Source organism: Nocardiopsis sp. Huas11, assembly GCF_003634495.1.
GTDB lineage: Bacteria > Actinomycetota > Actinomycetes > Streptosporangiales > Streptosporangiaceae > Nocardiopsis.
On sequence record NZ_RBKY01000002.1, the window covers coordinates 1 to 22,896 of the forward strand.

At 71.3% G+C, this 22,896-nt stretch carries 24 protein-coding genes; 4 read left to right on the forward strand and 20 right to left on the reverse strand.

All coding sequences use genetic code 11. From position 1 onward, the window contains the following. Nucleotides 1-176: 176 nt before the first annotated feature. The 3 genes from DFP74_RS33115 to DFP74_RS33125 form a co-directional block, all read right to left on the reverse strand. Complete coding sequence (locus tag DFP74_RS33115) at nt 177-404, reverse strand: hypothetical protein (protein ID WP_121188675.1); 228 nt, start codon at nt 402-404, stop codon at nt 177-179. Between the two features lie 94 nt (nt 405-498). Then, on the reverse strand, nt 499-984 hold the full coding sequence (locus DFP74_RS33120) for a hypothetical protein (RefSeq protein WP_121188676.1): 486 nt from the start codon (nt 982-984) through the stop codon (nt 499-501). 34 nt (nt 985-1,018) lie between these two features. Next, a complete protein-coding gene (locus DFP74_RS33125) occupies nt 1,019-1,570 on the reverse strand; it encodes a hypothetical protein (protein WP_121188677.1) in 552 nt (183 codons plus the stop codon). A gap of 153 nt (nt 1,571-1,723) precedes the next feature. Between DFP74_RS33125 and DFP74_RS33130 the strand changes: the two genes are divergently transcribed. Together DFP74_RS33130 and DFP74_RS33140 are read left to right on the forward strand one after the other, a co-directional pair. Next, nucleotides 1,724-2,605, forward strand: a complete 882-nt coding sequence (locus tag DFP74_RS33130) for a GntR family transcriptional regulator (RefSeq protein ID WP_199725993.1) — start codon at nt 1,724-1,726, stop codon at nt 2,603-2,605. An 837-nt stretch (nt 2,606-3,442) separates the two neighbouring features. Then, complete coding sequence (locus DFP74_RS33140; protein WP_147453944.1) at nt 3,443-4,894, forward strand: hypothetical protein; 1,452 nt, start codon at nt 3,443-3,445, stop codon at nt 4,892-4,894. Nucleotides 4,895-4,998: 104 nt separating this feature from the next. On the opposite strand, the gene DFP74_RS33145 is transcribed toward DFP74_RS33140, so the two are convergent. Beyond that, nucleotides 4,999-5,355, reverse strand: a complete 357-nt coding sequence (locus DFP74_RS33145; RefSeq protein WP_147453945.1) for a hypothetical protein — start codon at nt 5,353-5,355, stop codon at nt 4,999-5,001. Nucleotides 5,356-6,044: 689 nt separating this feature from the next. Between DFP74_RS33145 and DFP74_RS33705 the strand changes: the two genes are divergently transcribed. Beyond that, nucleotides 6,045-6,209 carry a hypothetical protein gene (locus tag DFP74_RS33705; RefSeq protein WP_158613093.1) on the forward strand — a complete coding sequence of 55 codons (165 nt, stop codon included), beginning with the start codon at nt 6,045-6,047 and terminating at the stop codon, nt 6,207-6,209. A 406-nt stretch (nt 6,210-6,615) separates the two neighbouring features. Here the strand turns inward: DFP74_RS33705 and mobF are convergent, their stop codons facing one another. Continuing rightward, a complete protein-coding gene (gene mobF / locus DFP74_RS33150) occupies nt 6,616-10,476 on the reverse strand; it encodes a MobF family relaxase (RefSeq protein ID WP_147453946.1) in 3,861 nt (1,286 codons plus the stop codon). Between the two features lie 210 nt (nt 10,477-10,686). On the opposite strand from mobF, the gene DFP74_RS33155 reads away from it, so the two are divergent. After that, nucleotides 10,687-10,932 (forward strand): hypothetical protein, encoded by a 246-nt coding sequence (locus DFP74_RS33155; RefSeq protein ID WP_147453947.1) that lies wholly within the window; start codon nt 10,687-10,689, stop codon nt 10,930-10,932. 169 nt (nt 10,933-11,101) lie between these two features. Here the strand turns inward: DFP74_RS33155 and DFP74_RS33390 are convergent, their stop codons facing one another. The 15 genes from DFP74_RS33390 to DFP74_RS33720 all read right to left on the reverse strand — a co-directional run. After that, nucleotides 11,102-11,602 carry a hypothetical protein gene (locus tag DFP74_RS33390; protein WP_147453948.1) on the reverse strand — a complete coding sequence of 167 codons (501 nt, stop codon included), beginning with the start codon at nt 11,600-11,602 and terminating at the stop codon, nt 11,102-11,104. Between the two features lie 5 nt (nt 11,603-11,607). Beyond that, on the reverse strand, nt 11,608-12,276 hold the full coding sequence (locus tag DFP74_RS33160) for a ParA family protein (RefSeq protein WP_121188682.1): 669 nt from the start codon (nt 12,274-12,276) through the stop codon (nt 11,608-11,610). A 1,224-nt stretch (nt 12,277-13,500) separates the two neighbouring features. Further along, a complete protein-coding gene (locus DFP74_RS33165; RefSeq protein ID WP_121188683.1) occupies nt 13,501-13,737 on the reverse strand; it encodes a hypothetical protein in 237 nt (78 codons plus the stop codon). Next, nucleotides 13,734-14,324: an NUDIX hydrolase gene (locus DFP74_RS33170; protein ID WP_121188684.1), complete on the reverse strand. Its 591-nt coding sequence runs from the start codon at nt 14,322-14,324 to the stop codon at nt 13,734-13,736. Before DFP74_RS33170 ends, DFP74_RS33165 begins: the two co-directional genes overlap by 4 nt. A 140-nt stretch (nt 14,325-14,464) precedes the next feature. After that, nucleotides 14,465-14,671, reverse strand: coding sequence for a hypothetical protein (locus tag DFP74_RS33175; protein ID WP_121188685.1), 207 nt, complete (start codon nt 14,669-14,671; stop codon nt 14,465-14,467). An 82-nt stretch (nt 14,672-14,753) separates the two neighbouring features. Further along, nucleotides 14,754-15,419, reverse strand: a complete 666-nt coding sequence (locus DFP74_RS33180) for a hypothetical protein (protein WP_121188686.1) — start codon at nt 15,417-15,419, stop codon at nt 14,754-14,756. 136 nt (nt 15,420-15,555) lie between these two features. Further along, nucleotides 15,556-17,790 (reverse strand): hypothetical protein, encoded by a 2,235-nt coding sequence (locus DFP74_RS33185; protein ID WP_121188687.1) that lies wholly within the window; start codon nt 17,788-17,790, stop codon nt 15,556-15,558. 319 nt (nt 17,791-18,109) lie between these two features. Beyond that, nucleotides 18,110-19,195, reverse strand: coding sequence for a hypothetical protein (locus DFP74_RS33190; RefSeq protein WP_121188688.1), 1,086 nt, complete (start codon nt 19,193-19,195; stop codon nt 18,110-18,112). A gap of 6 nt (nt 19,196-19,201) precedes the next feature. After that, the gene (locus DFP74_RS33195) at nt 19,202-19,594 is read right to left on the reverse strand and encodes a hypothetical protein (RefSeq protein WP_121188689.1); all 393 of its coding nucleotides are present in this window, start codon (nt 19,592-19,594) and stop codon (nt 19,202-19,204) included. Nucleotides 19,595-19,632: 38 nt separating this feature from the next. Continuing rightward, a complete protein-coding gene (locus tag DFP74_RS33200) occupies nt 19,633-20,202 on the reverse strand; it encodes a hypothetical protein (protein WP_121188690.1) in 570 nt (189 codons plus the stop codon). Further along, entirely contained in the window at nt 20,203-20,403 is a 201-nt protein-coding gene (locus DFP74_RS33205; protein ID WP_121188691.1) for a hypothetical protein, read from the reverse strand. It lies immediately after the preceding gene. Continuing rightward, nucleotides 20,400-20,552: a hypothetical protein gene (locus tag DFP74_RS33710; RefSeq protein ID WP_158613094.1), complete on the reverse strand. Its 153-nt coding sequence runs from the start codon at nt 20,550-20,552 to the stop codon at nt 20,400-20,402. Before DFP74_RS33710 ends, DFP74_RS33205 begins: the two co-directional genes overlap by 4 nt. Nucleotides 20,553-20,878: 326 nt before the next feature. After that, nucleotides 20,879-22,333, reverse strand: a complete 1,455-nt coding sequence (locus tag DFP74_RS33210; protein WP_121188692.1) for a hypothetical protein — start codon at nt 22,331-22,333, stop codon at nt 20,879-20,881. A gap of 2 nt (nt 22,334-22,335) precedes the next feature. Next, the gene (locus DFP74_RS33715; RefSeq protein ID WP_158613095.1) at nt 22,336-22,488 is read right to left on the reverse strand and encodes a hypothetical protein; all 153 of its coding nucleotides are present in this window, start codon (nt 22,486-22,488) and stop codon (nt 22,336-22,338) included. Nucleotides 22,489-22,591: 103 nt separating this feature from the next. Then, the coding region (locus DFP74_RS33720; protein ID WP_121188693.1) for a hypothetical protein at nt 22,592-22,896 on the reverse strand (305 nt) is incomplete at its 5' end.

A 22,896-nucleotide genomic window follows, 5' to 3' on the forward strand; every position in this document is an offset into this window, starting at 1 on the left:
CCCAGAAGGTCGGGGAGTACTGCCGGATGGCGAGCAGCTCCTCGATGTCGTCCAGCGGGTCGCGGTAGGTAGGCTCGTCCTCGTACATCTGATCTCTCCTTGCAGGTGGATGGGATGTGCGAGAGCCCCGCCAGGGCGCCAATCCCGGGCGGGGCTCACTGCTGTGTAGGGCCTGGTCAGGCGACGGCGACCCTGTCGTCGGGGTAGGCCTTCGCGCAGCCATGCACGTCGGTGTCGAGGTAGCGGAAGTGCACCTGGAGGTAGCGGCCGGTGCGGGTGATGCCGGTGACCACCGCGCCGGGGTAGTCGGCCAGGAGCCGACGCGCGAGCCGCGCGCGGTCTCCGAAGTAGCCGTGGTTGATGGCGACCAGATCGCCCGAGCACAGCTGGTCAGCGGACTTCATGGGGCACTCCTTCGCGGTGGTGCGGTGTGGACCCTGGTGGTCCCCCAGACCCCACCGGGCAGGCCGGTGGGGACGGGCACCCCAGGGGGCGGGGTCAGATGAGGACGGGCATGTCCTCGTCGTCCTGGGCGTGCTCGGCCCGCTCCTGCATCTCCTGGAGCTGGACCAGCCGCTCGCGCACCTCGTCGGGGAGCGACGCCTCGGTCAGGCCGTACTCCAGGTCCGCGCACGCGTCCCGGATCTCCTGCACCTGGTGCTCGGCGGCGTCCAAATCGTCTTCCAGGCGGGCGCACCGGGCCTGGAGCTGTCGGATCACCAAGGCCTGGGCGAGGCGGTCGATCGCGCCGGTGACGACCAGGCGCTCCTGCACGACGCGGACGGTGTAGCCGGCCGCGGCGACCAGGTCGCGGGCCTCACCGATGTGGAAGCCGTGGACGTGCAGGATCGCTCCGGACCGGCACAGTCGGGACATGAGCACCACCGGGCGGGCAGTGGAGGCCATCTCGGCCGTGGCGATGATGTCGGCCAAGTCCTCGTTGGTGATGGGCATCGGACGGGTGAGGGTGATCGTCTCGGACATGGGTGTCCCCTTCTCGTGTGGGTGTGTGTGCTGGTCAGGCGGCGGTGACGTAGGTGGTGAGCAGTCGGCGGGCGCGGGGCCGGCGCGGAGCGGCGGCGGTCAGCAGCCTCGCCAGGCCCTGCCGGACGGCGCGCTCGGTGGTCCACTTCGTGACGATGCGGTCGACCACGTGGGCGGGGGCGGTGGTGATGCTCGCGACGGCGGCCCAGATACGGACCTGGTGGCGCTCGCGCCGCGCGGCCGGGGTGTCGTCCTCGGGGGTTTCGTCCGGGTGGTGCGGGGCGATCTGGCGGGTCTCGTCGGGGGAGGTCTGCTCGGGATAGATCCGCACCTCGGCGTGGTGCTCGGCGTCGGGGTTGGTGGGGGCGGGGGGCTGGGCGGTGTCGCCGGAGTCGCCCCAAATCTCGGCGATCATGTGGTCGCGTCCCGCGACGAGCATGAGCTCGCTGGCGCGGCGGCCGCCGGCGGCCTCGATCTCGTGGGCGATCCGCCAGTCGGTCTCGGTGGTGCCGCCCTCGGTGAGCAGCCGGATGACGTCGGCGCGGGTGACTCCCACGGTCTGAGCGATCTGAGCGATCGACGGCATCCTGTTCCTCCTCGTTGGCGAAGCGGCCTTGGCCAACAAGCTAACAGTTGATAGGCTTCCGATCAACTGTTAGGCAGAGATTCATCACAGAAAATCGCTGAGCTGCGGAAATGAGATACCGGTCTGTATGGATTCTGTTAGGTGGTCAGTAGGGTGACCAAGACCATCGGAACGATGAAGAAGCTGTGGTACATGGCAGAGGCCATGAGGCGGGAGGCCATGTACGAACGGGTTGCCCGAGCGATCCGCACAGACATCGAGGCAGGCCGGCTGCGTCACGGACAGGTGCTGCCGTCCACACGGGAGTTGGCGGCGGAGTGGCACACGAGCGTCCACACCATCAGCGAAGCCATGAGACTGCTGGTGGAAGACGGCAAGGTGGTCAGCAAGTCCCGCTCGCAACGGGTCGTGCACGCCCCAGACCACGAGGAGATTCGCGGAGAGGTTCACCGCTTGCAGAAGCCCGCGGTCATCCTGATCGGCGGCTATGCCGGGTCTGGCAAGAGCGAACTTGCACGCATGGTTGCTAGAGAAACCGGCTGGGCGGTCCTCGACAAGGACACGCTTAGTAGGCCGCTAGTCGAGGCTTCTCTAGAAGTACTTGGTCTGTCTCCTCACGACAGGGAGTCCGATACCTACCTGTCGAAGGTGCGTCCTCGTGAGTACGAAGCCCTGGCTGCCGCGATCGAAGAGCAGTTGGAGTGTGGGAACAGCGCGATCGCCAGCGCCCCGTTCCTTAAGGAGTTCACGGACGTCTCGTGGATCCACCGGGTGCAGGCCACATGTACCGCTCTCAACGCGGAGTCCATATTCGTGTGGGTTCGCTGCGATCCGCAGAGCATGCACACCTACATCCGGCGCCGCGGAGCTGCACGTGACGCGGCGAAGCTCGCTGCCTGGGATGACTACGTGTCCAACCTCGACCTCGACTTCCATCTGCCCGTGGAACACGTCGTCGTTGAGAACTCGCTGAGCAGCGCGCCGCTACAGGCTCAGGCCGCACAACTCGTGAAAGAGGCGATGAAAGCACGATGACGACGTGTGGAGTCCTGCTCTATGGGCCGCCAGCCTCAGGGAAGAGCACAATCACCCGGGAGCTGATCAAGGACAACAGGTTCAGGTTGTTCAGGCGTCTCAAGGCTGGTCCAGGCCGTCGCGATGAGTACCGCATGACCACTCTCGACCAGGTCGACGCCATGCGGGCGCGGGGAGACATCATTTGGGAGAACGAGAGATACGGCGCCCGGTACGTCGTGGATCGTCCTGGGCTCTCCCGGCTAGCCGATGCCGCGTGCATACCCATCGTCCATGTGGGCCAGGCGGCCGCAGTGGAGGCGCTGACGTCAGACCGGGCCGCCCTGGTCTGGCTCACCATCTCGTTGACGTGTCCGCGACCGGTGGCACAGACCCGGATCGCTGCCCGGGCCGCGGGAGACATGGAGGCCCGGATGGCGGCATGGGATGAGACCTCTGCGCTGCGCTCACCGGACGTGACCGTGGACACCAGCACCTGTTCTGCCCAGGAAGCAGCCTGTTGGATACGAAGCAGGATCCTCATGATCCGTACGGGAGACCTCAGAGCGCAGTGTGCTCAACCTGGCTAGAGTGCCAGGACAGCATGAAGGGCGGGGCCACAGGCCCCGCCCCGCAAAAGGAAGAAGGCCAGGAGTTAGCGCTCCCGGCCTTCCACAAGTCAACTGGCGGTTCATCCCCGACCAGACCTCATAGTCAACAGGACCACTGTACCCAATGGGTGCGGCTGGTCCACCGAGGTCCCGGGGATGGACGCCTGGAAAGGCGAACGTGTCCTCTAAGACTCCGCGTGCCAGCACGCGGGCCAAGTACAAGCTCAAGTTCAGCCCGTACCTGTGGGTGAAGCAGCTCGACATCGCCACGCCCGTGATTCACACGGTTGCTGAGGCGATCGCAGACGTCGTTGACCCTGACGGCTGTTACTGCTGGCTGAAGTACGACACCATCGCGCAGCGCGCCAAGCACGCCAGCAGGAGTGCAGCAGAGCGCTCTGTCAAGACGCTGTGTGAGTACAAGGTCACCCGCAAAATCACTGGTGCGCGGCGCTTCGAAATCCTGGACGCCATGGGCGCCTCCTACGAGCGCGACAAGCCCCCGACGGTGCTGGAGCTGCTGATCCCCGCCTCTGCGTACGGCTCCGAGCTGGCGCGGATCAATCTCATGCGGGCCGACCGAGGACGCCCGCCGATCACGCCCGAGTCCCGCCCTGACATCACCGGCCTGATCGGTGAGCTGCCTAAGAGCCGCTCCGACAAGGATCAACCTGCGCCTCAGCGGCGCAAGAAGGATGTGCGGGAGGCGGAGAAGGAGTTCAAGGAGCAGCAGCCCTCGCTGTATTCGGCACAGGATCTCGAAGGCCCACCTGAGGATCCCCACAAGGAGACCGGCACGTCTCTCAGACGTGCCGCCCCACGTCTCTCAGACGTGCCGCCCCACGTCTCTCAGACGTACAACCCTGGTGTAGTTCACCCCAGTGATGCTGACCCCGATTCCATTCCGTCCGTGGGTGGTCAACCACAGGAGGCATCGCCGCAGGTCAGCGCGCCGGACGGAGCGGATTTCAAGGGGGCAGCTCAGCAGGACGAGGACCAGGGCGTGCGGGACCCTGGCGGGGACGCTGCGCGCCCCGCTGAACCCGCTGCCGAGACGCCCGTACCGCCGTCTCCGGCGGAGCTGGTCGTGGACCAGCTCCTGGCGGAGACGGCCCGGCTGGGAGCCGATCCCCTCGGGGACCCGGCGGCCGACCGGCGGCGTCTGGTCGCGATGGCGCAAGCCGCCATCGACGCGGGCATGGCACCCGCACGGCTGCGTGAGATCGCCTCTGTGGGGCTGCACAACGTCCGACGCCAGTGGGCCCTAGCAACCCGCCTGGCGGACCCTGAGGCGTTCGCCAGCGTGCGCCAGGGCGCGTTTGGCGGGGTGCCCATGGGTGGCCCCGCCCTGGGGCCGCTGTGTGTGCTCCATCCGGGGTGCACGGCCGTAGATGCCCAGGGCCGGTGCGCCGAGTGCGGCGAGGCTGAGCGGGTGCGGGCGCTCTCGGCCGGCGAGGTGGTGGAGTACACCCGCGACGCGGACGGCGTCTGGCGCGACCACACCGGTGCCCCGGCCGCCGAGGGGGAGGAGTTCGCGGGGCTGAGCGAGGCTGAGATCGCCGACGAGATGGCCACGCGGGAGCGGATGCGCACCGAGTTGGAGGCCTCGCGTGTGCGGGCCAGGGAGCAGGCGGCCGCGCTCCGGGCGATGCTGGCCAAGCCACGCGAGGGCGAAGTCGAGGGGTCAACCGTCGTTTGACGACTCCCAGCTTTACAGCGTAAAGGTAATAACGGTGGTTCTGTCCGATTTTCACGGAGCCTGCGGGAGCAACGCTCCGTTGCCTCGCCTCGGGGTCGTGTCCTTCACAGGTGGCGGGCCACGGACTCCAGGTCCGCGAGGCGCTCGCGTCGGCGGTCGATGTCGTCGGCGACCAGGCGGCCGATCTCGTCGGCGGCGTCGGCCGGGATGCCGGCATCGGTCAGGGACTGGAGCATCCACGGGGTGGAGGCCTCCAGGGCGCGGGCCTCGGTGGTGCGCAGCCGCCACGCCAGACGGGCGGTGTCGCGCTGGGGCATGCCGGTGGCCGTGGCGGCCTGCGTGAGCCACAGCGGCACCGCGTGCGCGCTGAGCCAGTGCAGCGCCCACCCCTGCCATCCGGGCTCGGTCGGGGAGGGCATGCCCATCGGCCACTCGGCTGGCCGGTCCCTCCATGCACCCATGCTGACCAGCATAGATCCGGCCGCCTCAGGAGTTTGCGGGCCTTTCCCGGCGCCTGTCGGGAGGCTCATCGGCCGGGTGTGCGTAGGGCGTGAGCTGGCCGGAGCCGTGCGCATGCCCCGGCCCGTCAGGGCGGCCCCCCGATCGTGGGGGTCACCGGCCCCCCGGCGGACCGGGGGTTCGAGCCGGGCGGGGTTCCGGCGCGTGCAACGCTCCGTTGCGCTCGTCCGGTGTCGCGCCGGGTTCCCGTCCGGGGTGCGGGGGTCCAGGGGGCGGCGAGCCCCCTGGTACCACCAGTCGCCGACCCCGGCCGTCACCCCGTACATGCCTGTGGCCTGCCGTGATACGCCTCGCACTCATGCGAGATCCGACAGGCGTAGGAGCTATCGGCCGCGTTCGGAAGCTGTGCCTTTGGCGACCCGCCGTTCTGGCCGTGTTCATTTGTAACCAGCGTGTAACGGAGAACTTTCGAGCGCTTTTTTGAGTAGTTCTACCTGCGGTGATTACGCTATGCGACATGTCGGTTAGGAGGATGCCTGTGTATGTCCGCGCCTCTTTATGCGTGGATCGGCTTTTCGGCCGGTAGATTGCTGGGCAAGCGCCTCGGGGCTTGCGGCACTCTCCTCATCCCCGGCCATCAGTCCAGGACGACCGTCCGGTCGTTCCTGTGTCGAGAGCCCTTGGAGGCGCGATGAGGAAGTTCCTGTGCTGGAAGAGGAAGGGTCCTGACGACGGACACCCCTGGTGGCTGTGGAAGCTGCTGGCGGACATCGTCCGGACGCTGCTCGCCCTCTTCAGGCTGCTGATCTGGTGGCTTAGCGGGAACGGGGAAGGCCCCGGCGGAATCATTCGCTGATCCGCCAGGGCCCTCGGGAGGGGCTCGCGCAAGCCGCCAAGCAAAGTCGCGGGCCTCTCCTGCTTTGTGGGCGCCGTGCCTCCTGCTGTCCCCCGACAGGTCGGGCAGTGGACGCAAAACGCCGAAGATGTCCGATTTGCAGCGCCGACAACAGAGTACCCCGTATGGTCCGCGACACATCGCATTGTCAAAATCAATGTGGAGCGATGATCCTCACCCGACTCGCCCGGTGGGTCACACCCGTCTGCCGCTGCTCGATGGCGAGTACCTTCACGGCCGCGTTGCCGGCTACGCCTGTGCCTGCTGGGTTCGTCGAGCTACCGGGGATCTCGGCGACCTTCCTCTGCCGCTGAACCAGTGGCTGGTCTGTCCGCATGGGAGTACCACCAGGCCCCGGCCCCAGCGCCTACAGCTCCAGGCCGGGGGCGTTGCGCTCTGCGGCACGGTGGGCGGCCTGGCGCTGCTGGTGCTCGATGTACTCCTTCTGGGCCTGGGCCGCGCGCTCCTGGGCTGCCTGGCGCTCGGCGCGCTCGTGCTCGGGCATCTCCTCCCACGCGAGCTGGCGCCGTTCGGCGACGGTCATCTCGATCCGGTTCTCCTGTCCGGGGGGCCGGTAGCCGGGGGCGCTGGCCTCCAGGACGTGTCGGCGCATCATCCGGTCCATCTCCTCGCGGTCCAGGGCTCGCAGCTCCTCGCGGGTCAGGCCGCGCGCGGCCGCGATGGGCTCCATCCGCTCCAGCTCGGTCTCGCGGCGCTCGCGCTGAACGTCGGCCAGGTGCTGGCGCATGTCCTGGGTCTGGGCACCGGACCACAGCTCGTGGGACTGGGAGCGGGCCTCGCTGGCCTCCCGCATGACCTCGCGCAACCGCTCACCGACCCGCTCGTACTCGGCCCGGGCGGCCCTGGGCGTGGTGCCCTCCAGCAGCAGCTGGACGCGACCCGTGTCGTAGGCGCGCTCGCGGGCGGCCTGGGACTCCTCGCGCAGCTCGGGCAGCGACGCCTCCAGCTCGGCGGCGTGTCGGTTGAGTTCGGCGACCTGGTCGGCCACGGCCCGGCAGTGCGGGCCCTGCCCGGTGTGGACTTCCTCCAGGGTGAGCGGCCGCCAGGGGGTGGGCGCGTCGTCCTCACGTTCAGGGGCGTCGCGTTCGGCCTCGCGCGCACCAGTGCGCTCGGTCTCGGTCTGCGGGACCTCCTCGCGCACCGATGCGCTGGGGGTGCGGTCGTCGGCCGGCGCCTGCGCACGGTCGCGCTCGGCCTCTCGCGTCGGTGTTCGGTGCGGTTCGGGGCGGGCCGGGGCGACCGGTCCGATCGGCGGCGCCGCCCGCTCCAGCTCCTCCAGCACCAGCCCGGGCGGGTCCTGGGTGAGGGTGTCCGCGTACGCAGAGATGACCCGTGCGCACCGCTCTTCCTCCGTACGGGCCTGGCCCAGGCGTTGGCGGACCTCCGCCTTCTCCAGCTCCACAGCGGGCAGGTACAGGTCGGTGCGCTCCCTCGCGCGCGACATCCCCGCGTACAGGCCGTGGGCGTCCGCTCCGAGCCCGTGGACGTGGCACCGGTCGACCGTGGTGCCCTGGGCTGCGGCGATCGTGATCGCGTACCCGTGCGAGAGGTCGCCGCGCTCCAGGGCGACCGGGTCGATCCACGCCCGCTCGACTTCGCCTTCGCGGCGCCATTCGACCAGGGCGCCGCGCTCGGAGTCGACGTCGCGGACCAGGCCGCGGTAGCCGTTGAGCACGTCCGGGTCGTCACTGGTCCTGCTGCGGTAGTCGTTGGCGCGCACCCGCACCTGGTCCCCTGCGGCCAGGGACAGCTCGGTCCCGGCCACGGTGGTGAAGGAGACGTCGGGCCCTTGGAGGAGACCGCCGGCCCGGACACTCGCGCGGGCGCGTTCGTTGAGCGCGTCCACGTCGCGGTTGGTGGCGGCCACCATGAGCAGGCGCTCGACAGCGTCGTGCCCGTCGCCGTAGCGCTTGCGGTCGGCCCACCAGGCGGCCGCCATCTGGTCGTGGGCGGCGTCGGCGTCCCGGGTGGCGTGGACCAGGCCGTGCTCCCCCCACATCGCCAGCGCGGACCGGCGCGCGCCCGCACGCCACGTTTTGAGCGCGGCCTGGTCGACCGCGCGGCGCTGCCTGCGGTTCTCCGACAGGGCCAGCCCGTCCACGGCCTCGTGCACCTGGGCGAAGGACCCCCCGGCCGCCACAGATTTGAGCTGTTGGGGGTCGCCGACCAGCACCAGCTTCGTCTTGGTCCTGCCCGCCTCTTCGACCAGCAGGGCCAGGTCGCGGTCGCCGATCATCGCGGCCTCGTCCAGGACCAGGACGTGCACCCCGGCCAGGCCGGGCCCGTCAGTGATGCGCTGGCGCCAAGAGGCGACGGTGCGGGAGCTGATCCCCGCTTCGGCGCGAAGGCCGGCGGCCGCCACCGCGGCCACCGCTGCCCCTTCGACCCGGTACCCGTGCGTCTGCCACGCCGTGCGGGCCGCGCTCATGATCGTGGTCTTCCCGGCCCCGGCCACACCGAGCACGGCATCGATGCCGTGGCCTTGCCGGACCAGGCGCGCCACGACAGCGAGCTGCTCACGCGAGAGCGCGAACCCCTTCTGCCGCTGCCAGGACTTGAGGGCGTGGGTGGCGCGCACCTTGTCCACGACCCCCGAGCGGTCCGAGCGCCGGGAGCGGGCCGCGTCCATGATCGTCGCCTCGGCCGCGGGGATGTCCGCTGAGGTGTACCGGTCGGCGTGGGCCATGTGCACCGGCCCCGCCGCAGGAAGCGCCACGGCCAGCTCGTGGGCCAGGACGTGGTCGGTCAGCGCCTCCAGCATCGCCGCGTCGGGCAGACCCACCCCGAGCGCCCCGGCCACGTGCGCCATCACCTTCGCCCGGGTCACGACCTTGGTGTGGGCGGTCACCCCCCTCTCGGGATCCCACACCGCGGCCGTCAGCTCGTCGGGGGAGAGCGGCCCCTGGTCCGGGCCGCCCGGCGCCCGTCCGGCCGTGGGCGGCCCGGGGTCGCGTCCCAACGCGGTGGCGACGACCTGGCGGGGATCGTGCCCGAGCACCTCCGTGGCGCGCTCGTGCCAGGACTCGCGCTCGCTGGTGGGGGTGGAGGCGACCTTCGCCCGTGCGCTCGCCCGGGCCGCCGCCCGCCCCTGCGCCGGGGTGGCGCCCTCCCCGGCCACGGCACGGATCTGGCGTTGGCGGCGGGAGAACTCGCTCTTCAGCGCGGCGGGGATACCGACCACGTCCCACCGGCCCGTGCGGGCGTCGCGCTCGAACTCGATCCCCAGCTCCTCGCGGAGCTTGGCGCGCTCCAGGGCGCGGTAGAGCTCTCCGACCGCGGGGACGTGGCGCATCAGGTCCCGGCCGCCGGCGGCGATGGTCCGCCAGCGGCCGTCCTCCCCCTTGGCCATGTTCGCGATCATGACGTGGGTGTGCAGGTGCGGGTCGCCCGGCTGCCCGTCGACCGGGCGGGCGGTGCGGTGCACGGTCATCGTGCCGACGAACCCGCTGGTGTCCAGGCGCCGGGCCTGCTGGCCGTCGCCGTGGTGGCCGGCCATGGAGTAGCCGGTCCACTTCTGCAGGGCCGCGACGGACTCGCGCACGGCCTCCAGGTGGATCTCCTCCATCCGCGCGGCCACGTCCTCCGGCGCCAGGCCCTGCAAGACGCTGATGCCCTTGGGCCGGTCGAAGGTGACGTCATAGCCCATGACCCCGACCCGCACCCGCGCATCACGCTGGTCCCACGCCTTCTTCCACTCGGGGAGGCCGTAGACGCGGCGGGGGTCGATCCCGGCCGCGGCTGCCACCCGCGACAGGTCCGCCACGGGCGCGCGGTGGTGCTCCCCGTCGCGGACCAGGCCGCGCTCCAGGCGCCCGACCCGTTTGGCCGACCACGGGTCGGCGGCGACCAGCTCGGTGACGGACACGCCGCGTTCGGCGGCTGCGGTCTCCAGCGCCGCGACGAACGGAGCCGCGGGGAGCTTCGCTTCGGGCGCCACGGCCAGCTTCGGCTTCACGAGCTGCTCGCCGGTGTGCGGGTCGCGTCCGGCCAGTAGCTCGCGCATCTCTTCGACGTCGGCCGCGTCCTGCAGAACGGTGCCGGCCTCGATGCCGAACTCTCCCCAGCCGCCGCCGATGCGCTCGATCGGCCGGTCGCCCCCGTCGAGCCGGTAGGAAACGGCCACGTTCTCCGCGCTGACGGCGTCGGCACCGCACTGCTGAGCGAGACGGTAATCGCCCTGGTCGGGGTCATGGATGGGAGTCGCCATGGCCACCCGGCGACCCCTCCCTACCGGCCAGCGGCCGGATTCCTACGGGCCTGGAGGCCCGCTCCCCGTATCGGAGATACCTGCGTACTCATCTGTTGTCTGTAGGTCTCGGTGAGCATAGCGAAATAGGAGTCTGGTGGGTGTTTTTGGGGTCGGTGAGTTGGTCGGTTCGGTGGGTTTTGGGGGTCGGGTGTCGGCATGCTGATGGGCATGGATAAGGACCTCGAGCACGAACAGGGCTGGGTCGACGTGGTACTCGTCGGCGGACCAATGGACGGCACGGTTCAGCCGATGCCGCACGCATCGGTGTACGCCGACCCGGACCCGGGGGCGTACCTGATCCCCGACACGGACCTCAAGGCACCCGACGACGCCCCGGGCGCCCGGGCGGTCTACGAACCCGACCCGGCCCCGGCCGATCCGCTGCGGTGGATCTGGCGCGGCTGGGTCCCCTGATCGGGGTTATCCACAGGCGCACACGAGGGGCCTGGCGCCGGGGACCGGCGGGGCCGATCCTGGGTGTGCGGCCGGACGCTTCGGCTGCTGGAGCGGGTGACGCAGAAAGCCCCCCACATCAATGACGTGGGGGGCTTTCACATGCCGTCTACTCACGGACTCCGGAAGTTCAGGACTCACGGAGTACCGACATCAGGGACTCCCGTAGCTCGGTCTCGTCCTTGCCGGTCAGCGCGTCGCGGTGCTCCAGGAGCGCGGCGACGGCCACCCGGATCAGGGTGTTCTCGGTGATGCGCTCACCGCCGCCGCCCTCCTGGCGCTTGCGGCGCTGGAGGTCGCGGCGCAGGTCCGTCAGGGCCTCGATCTGCTCTTGCCACAGCAGCGCGTCCTTGCGCTCCAGGGTGGTCCACTTCGGGGCCGCGGGCGCGGCCTTCTTCTTCGCTCTGGGGGATGCCTTCGCTTTCGGGCGCGAGTGGTGGGCCAGGCCCGACCTCGGCGCGGACCGGGAACCTCCGGTCTCCGGAGCATCCGGACTCCCGGAGTCCGGTCCTTCGGGGGCCTTCTCGCGGCTGCGCAGCTCTCGGGCCGGGGCGGGCGGCGGGGGCGCCGGCACTGCGGCCTCCTCGGCGGTGTCCTCGGCCAGGAGGTCCTCCAGGCTCTTGCGTGCCATCACCATCAGCCTCCGCTCGCGATCCGTCCCAGCGCACGCTGGAGTTCGGCCTGCACTCGGGAGATGTCCTCGCGCATGTGGGCGCTGTACTTGCCGCGCCACTGGTAGACGGTCTTGTTCGCGGCCAGCGACTTGGGGTAGCCCACGTACTGGCGGATGAAGGACGCGAAGTAGGGGACGCCCCACTCGTCCAGCCGTTCGCGGGCCTCGGTCAGCCCATCCGCGCCGGCCCGGGAGTCGATGCGGTTGACCACGGCGGCGTGGGGCACCCCGGCCTCCTGCACGACCTGGGCGGTGCGCTGGGTCGGGTCGTAGGAGAAGGGCTCGTCCACGTACGGCAGGAGCGCGAAGTGGGAGTTGTCCACGACCTGCTTCAGGACGTCGCGGCCTTCCAGGGATCCGGGGGTGTCCACCAGGATCAGGTCGTACTCGCGCACCCGTGAGAGCTGGGAGAGCCTGGCCGGGTCCAGCTCGTGCACGACGTCGAACCCCGGGTTGGCCATCTTGTCCACCTCGTCTGCCGTGGACGCCTGCGGGTCGACGTCCACGACCAGGGCGCGGCCGGCGGAGTCGGCCACGGCGGCCGCCAACGACATCACGAGCGTGGATTTGCCTGCGCCGCCCTTCTGACTGCACACCGCGACGATCCAGGACGCCGCTCCGGTATCAGGCATGTCTGCTCCTCATGTGCTCTCCCAAGAGTCGGTGTGTGAGGAGGTCAGCCTACGGGAGCAGTCCCGGACTCCCGCTATACGGAACACCCGGAAAACCGGTTTCCCGGACTCCCGAAGTTCGGAAGTCTGGGAAACCCGGGATGTGGGCGCCTTCGTGGTCACCGCCCACCCATGCCCGCTCGTGCCCGGGCAGCAGGTCGACCGTGTCCACTCATGCCCGCCTCCGGTGGGCGGCGGCGCCCACCGGAGGCGGGCATGAGTGGGCGGTGACCACGAAGACAACGGATCGTTGCTCGATCTCTGGCCCTCGAAAGTCAGCGTGCCCACACCCGAACGGGCGGGCCGGGGGTCGCGCCCACCGGGAGTGGGCGCGGGGGGGTGAGCTGAGGCTTGGTGTCAAGCCAGCCTTGACGGTCCACCGGCCGAGGCGCGCAGCCGGTTGGGGTGTCGGTAAGGAGCGTGTCACCAGGTGCCAAGTAACCCGCGAGTAACTTACGGGTTCGCCGGACAACCCGCCCCAAGGCCCCCGAAGATTTTGAGGGGGCGGGGCGCGCAAGCGGCTGCGCGAGTGGGGCCTCCTTCGCCCGTGCGTGCAACCGGTGGTGCGCGCTGGGACTGAAGGGTCGTTCCGGCGCCGGAACGGGCGCCTCCCGCCCTGCCCCCGCTCCCGCCGGGCGCGGGGGCAGGGCGGGAGGACTACTGCATCTGGTGTCAAGTCAGTCTTGACCGTCCACCGGCCGTGCGGGACTGTGCACGGAGGACCACGGCGTCTCCCATCAGGATCCGCGCATCGGTGCGCAGGCCATGCTCGATCGGGTCACCCTCGCGCACTGATGCGCCGACCACTCCGAGTGCCATGGAGTTGGGCATGCCCCCTTGGGGGCGGGCGCCACCGCGAGCGGATGGACAGTGCCCGCTGGCGCCCGGCCACGGGTGGGCGCAACTCCTTGCGCGGCCGGGAGGCCGTCCGCTCGCGCGCGCAAGCGGTTGCGCATCGGGGCTTGGAGGCCGGTCCGGCGCAGGTGTCCGCGCCCGTTTCTGGGCCCGTTCTGGCCTCTGATATGCGAGCCTTACCGGTGTCGAGACGGACCGTCTCGCCTAGCGGGCATGAAAAAAACCGGCCCCGCGCAACCACTGGTTGCGCGGGGCCGGTTTCAGATTCTCGCCCTCGGATGAGGGGGCTACTCGTCGTCTTCGGAGGGCAGCGACCGCGGTGGTGAGCGGTCAGTCGGGGGTGATCTCGGTGATGTCGTCCAGGTGCCAGACCTTGCTGCTCTCGGGGTCGCCCCGGTCGATGTGCACGTAGCCGGGCCGGTTGGACGGGATGCGCAGGGTGCCCCGGTAGCTGCTGCCGGGCGCGAGGGAGGAGCTGGCCCAGACGTCCCGCCCCTCCAGGTGGCCGTAGCAGGCACGGGCGCGGGCCAGTGCTGCGGCGCAGACGCAGCGCACGGGTGAGGTCACGACCGACCTCCCAGCCAGTAGGCGCCGGGCGCGGTGGTGTAGGCGGCCTCGGCCACGGCCAGGTCGCCAGCGGTCAGGCCCGGCAGCCGTCCGGCCTCGTGGAGTAGCCGCAGCCAGACGGCCTCAATGCTCTCGTCGGGCTGGTCGGCCGCTTGGCCGCCGGAGCGGTAGTGGGCCAGGGTGACCTCGGCCAGGGCGTCGACTTCGTCGCGGCCGTAGAAGCGGGCGCCCTTGGTCTCACCGGGCGCCGCGACGACCTCTCCTTCGGCCTCAGCCACCCCCAGGTGCCAGTAGTGGCCTGCCAGCGGCTGGTGGGGGAGGGAAGCGCAGAGGTTGGGCAGGTGGCCCTCCCACACCAGCGAGGACCCGACGACGGCCAGCCCGACCTCCTCCTGGACTTCGGCGACCAGGGCCTCAGCGACCGATTCGTGGGCATCTCGGACATGTCCCGCGACGGGCGCGGTGCCCTTGGGCCACCAGCCGCGGGTGACCATCAGCATCCGGTCGGCCTGGTCGGTGATGATGACGCCCACGGATGTGCCGCAGCAGCGTTTCGCGGCCTTCGTGGTGGTGTTGCGCGTGCTCATACTGGTCGTGCTCCGTTCGGAGTAGGCGCGGCCCGCCCCGGGTCCTTGGGCGGATGAGGGGCGGGCCGCGTGTGTGGTGGACCGGGCGGTCCCCCCGCCCACCCCGCGCACATCGCGGGGCGGGCAGAGGCACCGGCGGTTCAGAGCGTCAGCAGCCAACCGAGGGCGATGAGGGCGAGCAGGGTTGCGACCGTCCCTCCAGCTACGAGCACCAGGCCCTCCAGGACCGTGCGCACCGCCTCCCGGGCGGAGACAGGCGGGCGGCGTTCGACTGTGACCAGGTCCAGCAGAGCCAGAGCGACCTCGTGGGGTTCGGCAGGGCGGATCCGGTAACGGCGGTGCGGCACGGGACTCTCCTTCGTTGTGGAAGCGGAAGGGGCGGGACCGTGCGGTCCCGCCCCGGTGTGGCCCGCTGGTGTCAGGGACGGGTCAGCGGGGGGTCGCCACGGACACCTGGACCGTGTCGCCGTCGTAGCCGTACACCCCGCGTCCGGGCTCCTGGCGGCCGTCGGGGGCGGTGTAGCCGGGCAGCACAGCCCGGGTCAGGGAGTGGTAGGTGTGGCCCAGGGCCAGGTACTGGCCCGCACCGAGCAGGTGCTCGCGCACCTTCGCGCTTCCCAAGTGGGCCGCATCGAGTGAGGTCACACGCACCACGACGGAGGCCCGCAGCCGCTCAGCGCGCTCCAGCAGTCGCTCCCACCCAGCAGGGTCGGTGCGCAGCGCCCGGTCGCCGTCGACCAGGAGCACCATGTGCGGCTCGGCCGGGTCGGCGTCGGCGCCACCGGCCCAGGACAGCCCGCCGCGCAGGGCGTCCTTGGTGGTCCACCACTCGTAGGGGAGCAGCTCCCCCCACGCGGGATCGAGGTAGTCGGCGTAGTACAGGTCCACGGCCACGGTGTAGACCTCGACAGGGGCGGCCTGGGCGGCGGCGCTCAGGCGCACCAGGGCGGTGGTGCCGCCGGATCCGGCGGGGCCGACGACGACCCCGTGCTGGGGACGGCCGCTCTCGTCGGTCAGGTGCCAGGAGACGGTCTCGCCCTCGGTGCCGGCACCGAGGGGCAGTGTGATCGCCGTGGTGGTGGTCGTGGCGGGCATGGTGGTCTCTCCTTCGTTGGTTGTGCAGTGGTGCAGTGCACAGGCCCCCGCCCGGGCCGGTGTGGCCCTGGGCGGGGGTTGGTCGAGGTCAGGGCGGTGCACAAGCTCGTTGTGCACCGCCGTTGTGCAGCCGGTGTCAGGCCGCGCGGGGCGGGGCCAGACCCAGGACGCCGCGGTCGGCCTCCACGACCAGGCCGCGCTCGATGAGGACGTCGCGGGCGTTGTAGACCGCGCGGCGGGAGCGGCCGATCACCTCGGGGATGTCGCTGGTGCGGGTGATGCCGTCGCGGATCGCCTCCAGCACCGCGGCCTGGACCGGGGTGAGCCCGGAGATGTCGAGCAGGTCCTCGTCGTCCTCGGCCTCCATGGCCACCAGGTCGGCCAGTGAGGGCACCACCTGCAGCGTGGGGACGTCGAAGGCGGCCGCCGCGGTGGACGCCACCGCGACCGGAGCCCCGACGGCGGGGCCGTCGCCGAACAGGAAGTCGTCGATGTCGACGGCGCCGCGTTTGAGCGCGGCGATCTCGGCCGCCGATGCCGAAGCCTTGGCTTCGGCGGTGATCTCGCGCCGGCGCTGGTAGGCGTTCGACTGGTACATGTCGATGACGGTGGCCGAGTCCTCCTCCAGGGGGCGGACGGGGTAGCGGGCCAGGTCGGTGCGGAAGTCCTCCTGGTAGGCGGCGCGGAAGGTGGCCGCGCGGGAGTGCTTGGCGCCGGAGGCGTCGGTGGTCTCCAGCGAGTAGGCGTAGCCGCCGTCATCGGGCAGCTTGGAGGGGTCAGCGGAGAAGTTCGGCAGGATCCCCGCGCTGATGCGGTTGGTGGAGAACATGACCACGCCGTTGCCCCGCAGCAGGGAGCTGCGCAGCGGGCCGGAGTTGCCGAAGGCCTTCAGGGTGGTGTCCTGGGAGGCGCAGATCAGCGCGACCCCGACCTTGCGGCCGGTGCGGCCGATCAGCTCGGCCAGGGCGGCGTTGGTCATGGACGCGAAGCCGCCGGCCTTCTTGTCGCGGACGTAGTCGGTGAGCACCAGGTGGGACTCGTCGATGATCAGTACCAGGCCCGGCCGGTCCGGGCTGGGGGTGAACCCCTTGGCCTGGGCGGCCTTGTTCTGCATCTGGCGCATCTTCATGACCGCGCACGCCGCCTCCAGGGCCTGGCGGGCCTTGGCCGGGGACTCCGAGCAGTCCCAGTCGGCGTTGGCGCCCACCAGCGGGGAGGACGCGCCCTCCTGGCCGTCCAGGTACCAGTACGCGGTGGTGCCGCTCGCGAGCAGACCCAAGGCGATGAGGTTGAGCAGCTCGGACTTGCCCGACCCGGTGTCACCGAAGACGTAGCCGCCGTACAGCGAGTTGGGGCGGTAGACCTTCCAGGTTTTGACCCCGACCCCGTCGGCGTAGGGCCCCAGCGTGATGTCGCCGGACTCGGCGTCCCACAGCGGCTGCTCGGCCACCACCGGGCCCTTCTCGTCGTGGGTGACGGGCACCCCGTCCGCCACCGGCGAGTCCAGAGTGACCCGCAGCACCGCCCGGGTCGGGCGGCCCGAGGGGTGGCGCTCCAGGCTGATCATCGGCGCGTCCACGTCGATCGCGGTGCTGATCGCGGTGAGCTTGGACCGGAGTTCGGCCAGGCCGCCCCCGCCCGGACGCAACACCACGGTCCACTGGTGGCCGTGGCGGGTGCGCTCGTAGTCGGCCAGCGAGGTGCCCGCCAGCGGCTTGCCCTCGGCGGCCAGGTTCTCCGCCCAGGCCGCGGCGATGTGGTCGGCGTCCTCAGCCTCCACGACCGCCGCCTCCAGTGCCGGGGCCTGTTCGGCCGGGTAGCCGATCCGGTGGATGCGCCACCAGTGCGCGCTCAATGCCAAGAACGCGGCCAGCCCGGACGTGGCCAGGGCATGCGGGGCGTCGAAGGAGATCAGCAGCGAGGCGGTCAACCATGTCCAGGCGGCCGATCCGAGAAGGACCATGCGCAGCGGGTGGGAGCGCAGCCACTCCCCGGCCTCGCACCACCACCCCTTGCGGCGGGAGCGCACCAGGGCCAGGACCCCGGCCACGAGCGCGCCGGTGCCGGCCGCGCACGCCCACGGCCCCACCGCGAGTTCGGCCACCTGCTGGATGAGCGCGGTGGCCACCACGGCGGAAGCGGCCACCCAGGGCTGGTACTGCAACCGCAGCCGGGTGCGCAGCGCGTCGGCCTCCACCGCGCGCAGCCGCGCAGCGAACCCCTGGCCCGCTTTGGTGGTGCACGCGGACTCGGCCGGGGCCACCTTCTCCAGGGCCTGGGCCAGGGTGGCCTCGAAGTCGGCGCGCAGCGCCTGCTCCATCGCCGGGTCGGCGGCGGTCTTGCGGGTCTTGGTCGTGGTGGTCTGGGCCATCGGGTCTCCTCCTCCAGGGCGCTCTCGCCGGGCTCAGGACACCCACGACGCGTGGTCGTGTGGGTGTCCTCAACCCCCGAGATCGGTAACAGGGCGTGATGCGGTGGGGTGTTGTGCAGTCGTGCACTCGAAAGCGCCCCGACCCCTTCTGAGGGGCCGAACGGGGCCGAAAATCGGGGCATACCGGACAGTGCACGGGGGTTGTGCACTGCTTCCGGAGCGGTTGTGCAGTCGGTTTGTGCACCGACTGCACAACACGCAGAGTGAAAAACCAGGGAGCCCGGGCGGCCCCCTGGTGGGGCCGCCCGGCGGGGCGGATCTACCGGCCGGCGTTGGTGGAGACGTAGTCCTTGTCGCCCGCGTCGGGGTTGGCGTCGTACTGCTCCTGGACGCTGACCATCTTCTGCAGCTCCGCGTCCAGGACCTCGGCGGCGGCCTTGACCTGATCCATCGCATCCATCAGCTGCTGGGCGTAGCCGACCACGGCGGCGCCGACTCGGCCGTTCTCCATGGCCTGGACCACGGCCTCGGTGGTGTTGATGTTGGCGACACTGGTCTCCAGCACGCCCTTGGCGAAGGCCTTGGCGCCGTCCAGGCCGATGGCCTCGGTGGTCTCGTTGCTCATCTGGGTGTCCTCCTGATTGGTGCCGCCGGTGGCGGTGAACGGAACGGTGGTGATGTCGGGTTCGGTGGTCTCGGGGTCGCCGATCTCGGCGTCGGGGCTGTCTTCCTCAGGGCCTATCGGGGTGGCGTCCCAGGGCGCGCCAGAGGCCCCCCTCGGTGCCTTTTCGGGGCCGGAACGGCGCTGGTGCTCCTCGCGGACCCGCTGGCGCTGCCCGCTCAGGCGGCCCCGCTCACCGGCGTCGTCGTTGCGGCTCTCGGGGTTGCGATCGTTCTCCATCCGCCACAGGTCGCGTTCGGCGTCGGTCAGGTCCTCCCACGCCATGCGGCGGCCGTAGCGCTCGGGGGTCTCCCACGCCATGTAGCGCCCGGGCCTCACCCGGGGGTCGGTCTCCTCCTCCTGGGCGGGGTCGGCGTCCCGGGCGGTCCGGCGGGCCTGGCGGCGCTCGTCCCAGCGGCGCCCGGCCTCGTCCTCGACGTCGTCCCACCACGCCCACCGGGCCCGGGCGGCCTCGCGCTTCTTGGCGGCCTTGTCCGGCCAGCGCTCGCGGTGGCGTTCGGTGGCCTCGTTCCAGGAGTCGGCCCACACGGTGCGCGCCCACCCCCGAAACCCCTCCGAGGGCTTGAGGTCGGCGCGGGCGGCCTGGGCCTCCCTCTCGCGGATGCGCGCCATCCGCCGCAAGTGGCTCGGGGGGACGGTGCCCTTCCAGGCGTGGATCACGGCCTCTGTGCCCTTGCCGAGCACGGCGGTGAAGACGGCCCATGCGAAGAACAGCTCGAACACGGCCGCTCACCGGCCCATCGAGGACAGGGCCGACTCCACACCGGTGCCCAGGCCGCTCACCAGGTCCAGCGGGACCAGGAAGGGGCCGGCGGCCAGCAGGAACAGCACCGGGGCGAGGAAGCCGATGATGATGTTGTGCTTCTTGATCCCCTTCTCCTTGAAGTCGAAGAAGAGGAAGACGCTGGCCAGAGCGGCGAGCACCAGGTTGACGGCCACCCACGGGGCGACCTGGTCCAGCTGCGACAGCAGCGGCCCGCCGAACTCAGCGATGGGGTAGGCCACGCTGAACCCGGCGATGACCGCGCACGCGAGCATGAACCGGTTGAACTTCTTCTTGATCCACATGCCGATCGTGATCCCGAGCGCGATCGCGCCCAGGACGCTGAAAGTGGTCCACATGGCAGGGGCTCCTTTCTCTGGAAGGACGTGTGTGCAGGTCAGGCGGACAGGCCGAGCAGCGACCAGGTTGCGGTGATCGGCCAGGCCGGGATGCGGATCAGGACCGCGACGGTCTCGGGGACGTAGGGGAGTTGGTAGGCCAGCGAGATCAGCACCAGCGCCACCACCCACCGGGAGGGGCGCTCGCCCACCCACTCGATGGCGTAGGCCGCCGCCGACGTGGGGAAGGACACGCCCCAGAACGCGGCCTGGGCCGCGGTGCGGTGCCAGCCCGTCTTGGGGCCCCACAGCCCCTCGCGGGCGTAGGCCAGCTGCTTGGACAACGACGGCCGGTCCTCGGACCAGATCTGCGGCGGCACGAACGAGGCCCGCGCCCACCCGCCCAACCGCTCGCCCAGGCCGGGGCCGACCTTGACCGGGACCTCCTCCTCGGCCGGGTCCGTCTCGGCGGGGGCCGCGGGCGGCTCAGGGGCGCGCTCGGGGGCCGGCGGGGCGGTCATGGCTACGGGCGCCCGGCCCTGGTCGCTGGCCTGGGCGGGAGCGTCGGTGTCCGGGGTGTTGGGGACCCCCCACAGGGAGGGGGCCCGGGACGGATCGCGGCGGCTCATTCAGACCTCCAGGTCGTCGCCGAACAGCGCGGGCTGCTCGGTCTCGGTGGCAGGGTGTTCTTCGGCCAGGTGCTCGTCGGCCTGGTCGGCGGCCAGCGGGCGGGTGCGCAGCAGGTCGCCACGCCATCCGCAGGAGCAGCGCGGCTGGTGCAGCGTCCACTCGGGGACCGGCACGGGCTCGATGCGGGTGCGGTGGCTCATGCGGCCACCTCCAGGCCCGCGATGCTCAGGCCCTCGGCCCTCAGCTGGGCTTTGGTGCGCAGGTCGGGGTCGCGGGCCCATCCCCACGGGTAAGTGGGGACGCCGTAGCGCGATCCGGTGGGGTCGTAGAACGGGAAGAGGGCGGCCACAGGTTCTCCTTCCTGGTCAAAGAGGGGGAAGGGCCGCCACACGCGGGGTGTGACGGCCCTGGTGTGGCCCCGTCTGCGGGCGGGGCACGGCTTCGAGGCAGTGGCGGGGCGATCGGGACCTCCTTCGCGGGTGAGGGGGTGTGCGGATGGGCGTGGGGCCGCTCGCACGAAGAAGGCGCTCGCAGGCGCGGAAGCCGGTGCGTCGCCATCTGGTGCGTCACGGACCCCGGAGTAGTGAGCAGACCCGCCCCGCAGGACGGGCCGGGCGGATCTGCTCACCCGCCGGGGCGGGTGGCCGGCCCCCGCAGCGCGGGGGCCGGGATCGGTTACTCAGCGGACTGGTTGGCCTTGAACCCCTCGGGGTGGACCGGGAAGGAGTTGGACCACAGCCAGGTGCGGTGCTTGCGCACGGCCGTGCGCGACAGCTCCAGGTCCTCGGCCAGCTTCGTGTTGGTCACCCGCACCCCGGCCTCGTTGGCGGGGTCGGTGATGGCCTGCAGCACCCGCAGGCAGTTGCCCGTGGGCTCAGGCCGCTCGTGCTGGTCAGAGACGGTGGAACCCCCCTGGAACCCGGGGGTTCCACCCGGGGTTCCGCCCGCCTCGGACGGGGTGCCGGTCGGAGCGTGCGGACCCTGCGCCAGAGCCGCGGTGCCGCCCTCGGTGGGCGGCTGGGAGCGGTTGAGCATCGCGGCCAGGGCGTCGGTGCCCCGGTCGGCCAAAGCAGCGATCTGCTCGTCGGCCAGCCCCGCGAGGATCCGGCGGACCCGCTCGACCTCGTCCACCTCGGTCTCGCCCTGGCGGTCCCGGGCGGGGACGTCCTCGGGCGTGGGGATGTGCGCGCCGGCGGCCCGGGTGCGCAGCTCCTCGCGCGCCCGCTCCCAGTCGCCGCCCTGCCACGCCTGCACGTTGGACCGGACGGTCTCGGTCACCGCGACCGAGACCCGCGCCGCCGACACCGACGACACGGCGGCCGCGACGGCACCGAGCACGCCGATCAGCCCGAGCCACCCGGTGGCCACGACCAGGCCGGCGATGTTGACCAGGACCGAGACGGCCAGCAGCGCGATGATCTGGCGGCCCATGAACACCAGCGCCGCCCGGCCCTCCGCGGAGAGCTTGCTGCCCTTGTGGCGTTCGGCCAGGGTGGCGCGCTGGGAGATCAGCCGCACCACCCGCATGGTCAGCACCACCTCGGCGGCCACCGCGACCAGCGGCGCGGTCCACCACGTCAGCGAGGTGAGGGCGACCAGCAGCGCGGCGATGCCCACCGCCGACAAGGCGCTGCCCACGATCGCGTTGGCGAACTCCTCCTTGCGCCAGCCGCGGACCGCGCGGGTCAGCGCCGTGGCGGCGGCGGCCGGGGAGGCCTCGGCCTCGAACTCGCGGATCGTGGCCAACTGGGCGGTGGCCTCGTCCGCGTCGGCCAGGCCCTCGGCCACAGCGCGCTCGGAGCGGGCGCCCGCCGCTGTGGCGCGGTGGCGGCGCTGGGCGATCTGGTCCAACAGCACCTGGTGGGCGTCGCGTGCGGTCAGCCGCTCGCGCTCGAAGTCCAGGGCGATCTTCTCGCGGGCGGTGGCCGTGCGCTCGGTGTTGAGCGTGTCCAGCGCGGCCGGGTTGGCGTAGGGGGTGTCCAGGTGGGTGGTGTCGACCTGGGCCAGCTGGTCGGCGGCCTGGGCCTGGGCGGCGTAGGCGTCCACGACCTCATCGAGGTCGACGTCCTGGGCGGTCTCGATCGGGGCCGGCACCCCGGTCCGGGACGCCTTCTTCTTGTTGCGGTTCACGGTCAGCCCTCCTTCGGGGCACGGCGCGGGTGGCGGACGGGTTCGGGCAGGGGGTGCTCGGCGTGGATCAGGTCGCGGCCGCCGGTGGCGGTCAGGAGCACGGCCGTGACGGTGCACAGCACCGCGAGCGCGGCCAGGAACAGCACGGTGCTCATTTGGCCGCTCCGCAGTGGCAGACCCAGGACGCGCGGAAGACTTCCCACGTCATCGGTTGACCGCAGTGGGTGGGCGGGGCCATGCGGGAGAGCAGTCGGCGGATCATGCGGCCCGCACCTCCTGCTCCCCGTCGTCGCCGGCGGCGGGCACCAGGGCCAGCAGCGCCGCGTGGAACTCCTCGGCCGGGGTCGGGGACCGGTCGGCCAGGACCGCGTCGACCGGACGGACACGGGGCCGGCCGGTGGGGGTGTCGGCCAGCGGGACCAGACGGGCCTCGTCGGCCAGGAGCTCGCGGACCTCGACCGCGACGGCCGGGTCGTCCCAGCCCTCGTCGGCCAGGGTGTCCGCGACGTCCCAGGACGGGTGCTCCCAGGGGTCGGATCCGACCAGCGCGCTGGTGTCGGCGT

What these genes read in the sequence shown, in the direction of transcription:
- DFP74_RS33115 (WP_121188675.1), bottom strand. Translation starts at nt 404, where the DNA reads ATGAAGTCCGCTGACCAGCTGTGCTCGGGCGATCTGGTCGCCATCAAC.
- DFP74_RS33120 (WP_121188676.1), bottom strand. Translation starts at nt 984, where the DNA reads ATGTCCGAGACGATCACCCTCACCCGTCCGATGCCCATCACCAACGAG.
- DFP74_RS33125 (WP_121188677.1), bottom strand. Translation starts at nt 1,570, where the DNA reads ATGCCGTCGATCGCTCAGATCGCTCAGACCGTGGGAGTCACCCGCGCC.
- DFP74_RS33145 (WP_147453945.1), bottom strand. Translation starts at nt 5,355, where the DNA reads ATGGGTGCATGGAGGGACCGGCCAGCCGAGTGGCCGATGGGCATGCCC.
- DFP74_RS33705 (WP_158613093.1), top strand. Translation starts at nt 6,045, where the DNA reads ATGAGGAAGTTCCTGTGCTGGAAGAGGAAGGGTCCTGACGACGGACAC.
- mobF (WP_147453946.1), bottom strand. Translation starts at nt 10,476, where the DNA reads ATGGCGACTCCCATCCATGACCCCGACCAGGGCGATTACCGTCTCGCT.
- DFP74_RS33155 (WP_147453947.1), top strand. Translation starts at nt 10,687, where the DNA reads ATGGATAAGGACCTCGAGCACGAACAGGGCTGGGTCGACGTGGTACTC.
- DFP74_RS33390 (WP_147453948.1), bottom strand. Translation starts at nt 11,602, where the DNA reads ATGGCACGCAAGAGCCTGGAGGACCTCCTGGCCGAGGACACCGCCGAG.
- DFP74_RS33160 (WP_121188682.1), bottom strand. Translation starts at nt 12,276, where the DNA reads ATGCCTGATACCGGAGCGGCGTCCTGGATCGTCGCGGTGTGCAGTCAG.
- DFP74_RS33170 (WP_121188684.1), bottom strand. Translation starts at nt 14,324, where the DNA reads ATGAGCACGCGCAACACCACCACGAAGGCCGCGAAACGCTGCTGCGGC.
- DFP74_RS33180 (WP_121188686.1), bottom strand. Translation starts at nt 15,419, where the DNA reads ATGCCCGCCACGACCACCACCACGGCGATCACACTGCCCCTCGGTGCC.
- DFP74_RS33185 (WP_121188687.1), bottom strand. Translation starts at nt 17,790, where the DNA reads ATGGCCCAGACCACCACGACCAAGACCCGCAAGACCGCCGCCGACCCG.
- DFP74_RS33195 (WP_121188689.1), bottom strand. Translation starts at nt 19,594, where the DNA reads ATGTGGACCACTTTCAGCGTCCTGGGCGCGATCGCGCTCGGGATCACG.
- DFP74_RS33200 (WP_121188690.1), bottom strand. Translation starts at nt 20,202, where the DNA reads ATGAGCCGCCGCGATCCGTCCCGGGCCCCCTCCCTGTGGGGGGTCCCC.
- DFP74_RS33205 (WP_121188691.1), bottom strand. Translation starts at nt 20,403, where the DNA reads ATGAGCCACCGCACCCGCATCGAGCCCGTGCCGGTCCCCGAGTGGACG.
- DFP74_RS33715 (WP_158613095.1), bottom strand. Translation starts at nt 22,488, where the DNA reads ATGAGCACCGTGCTGTTCCTGGCCGCGCTCGCGGTGCTGTGCACCGTC.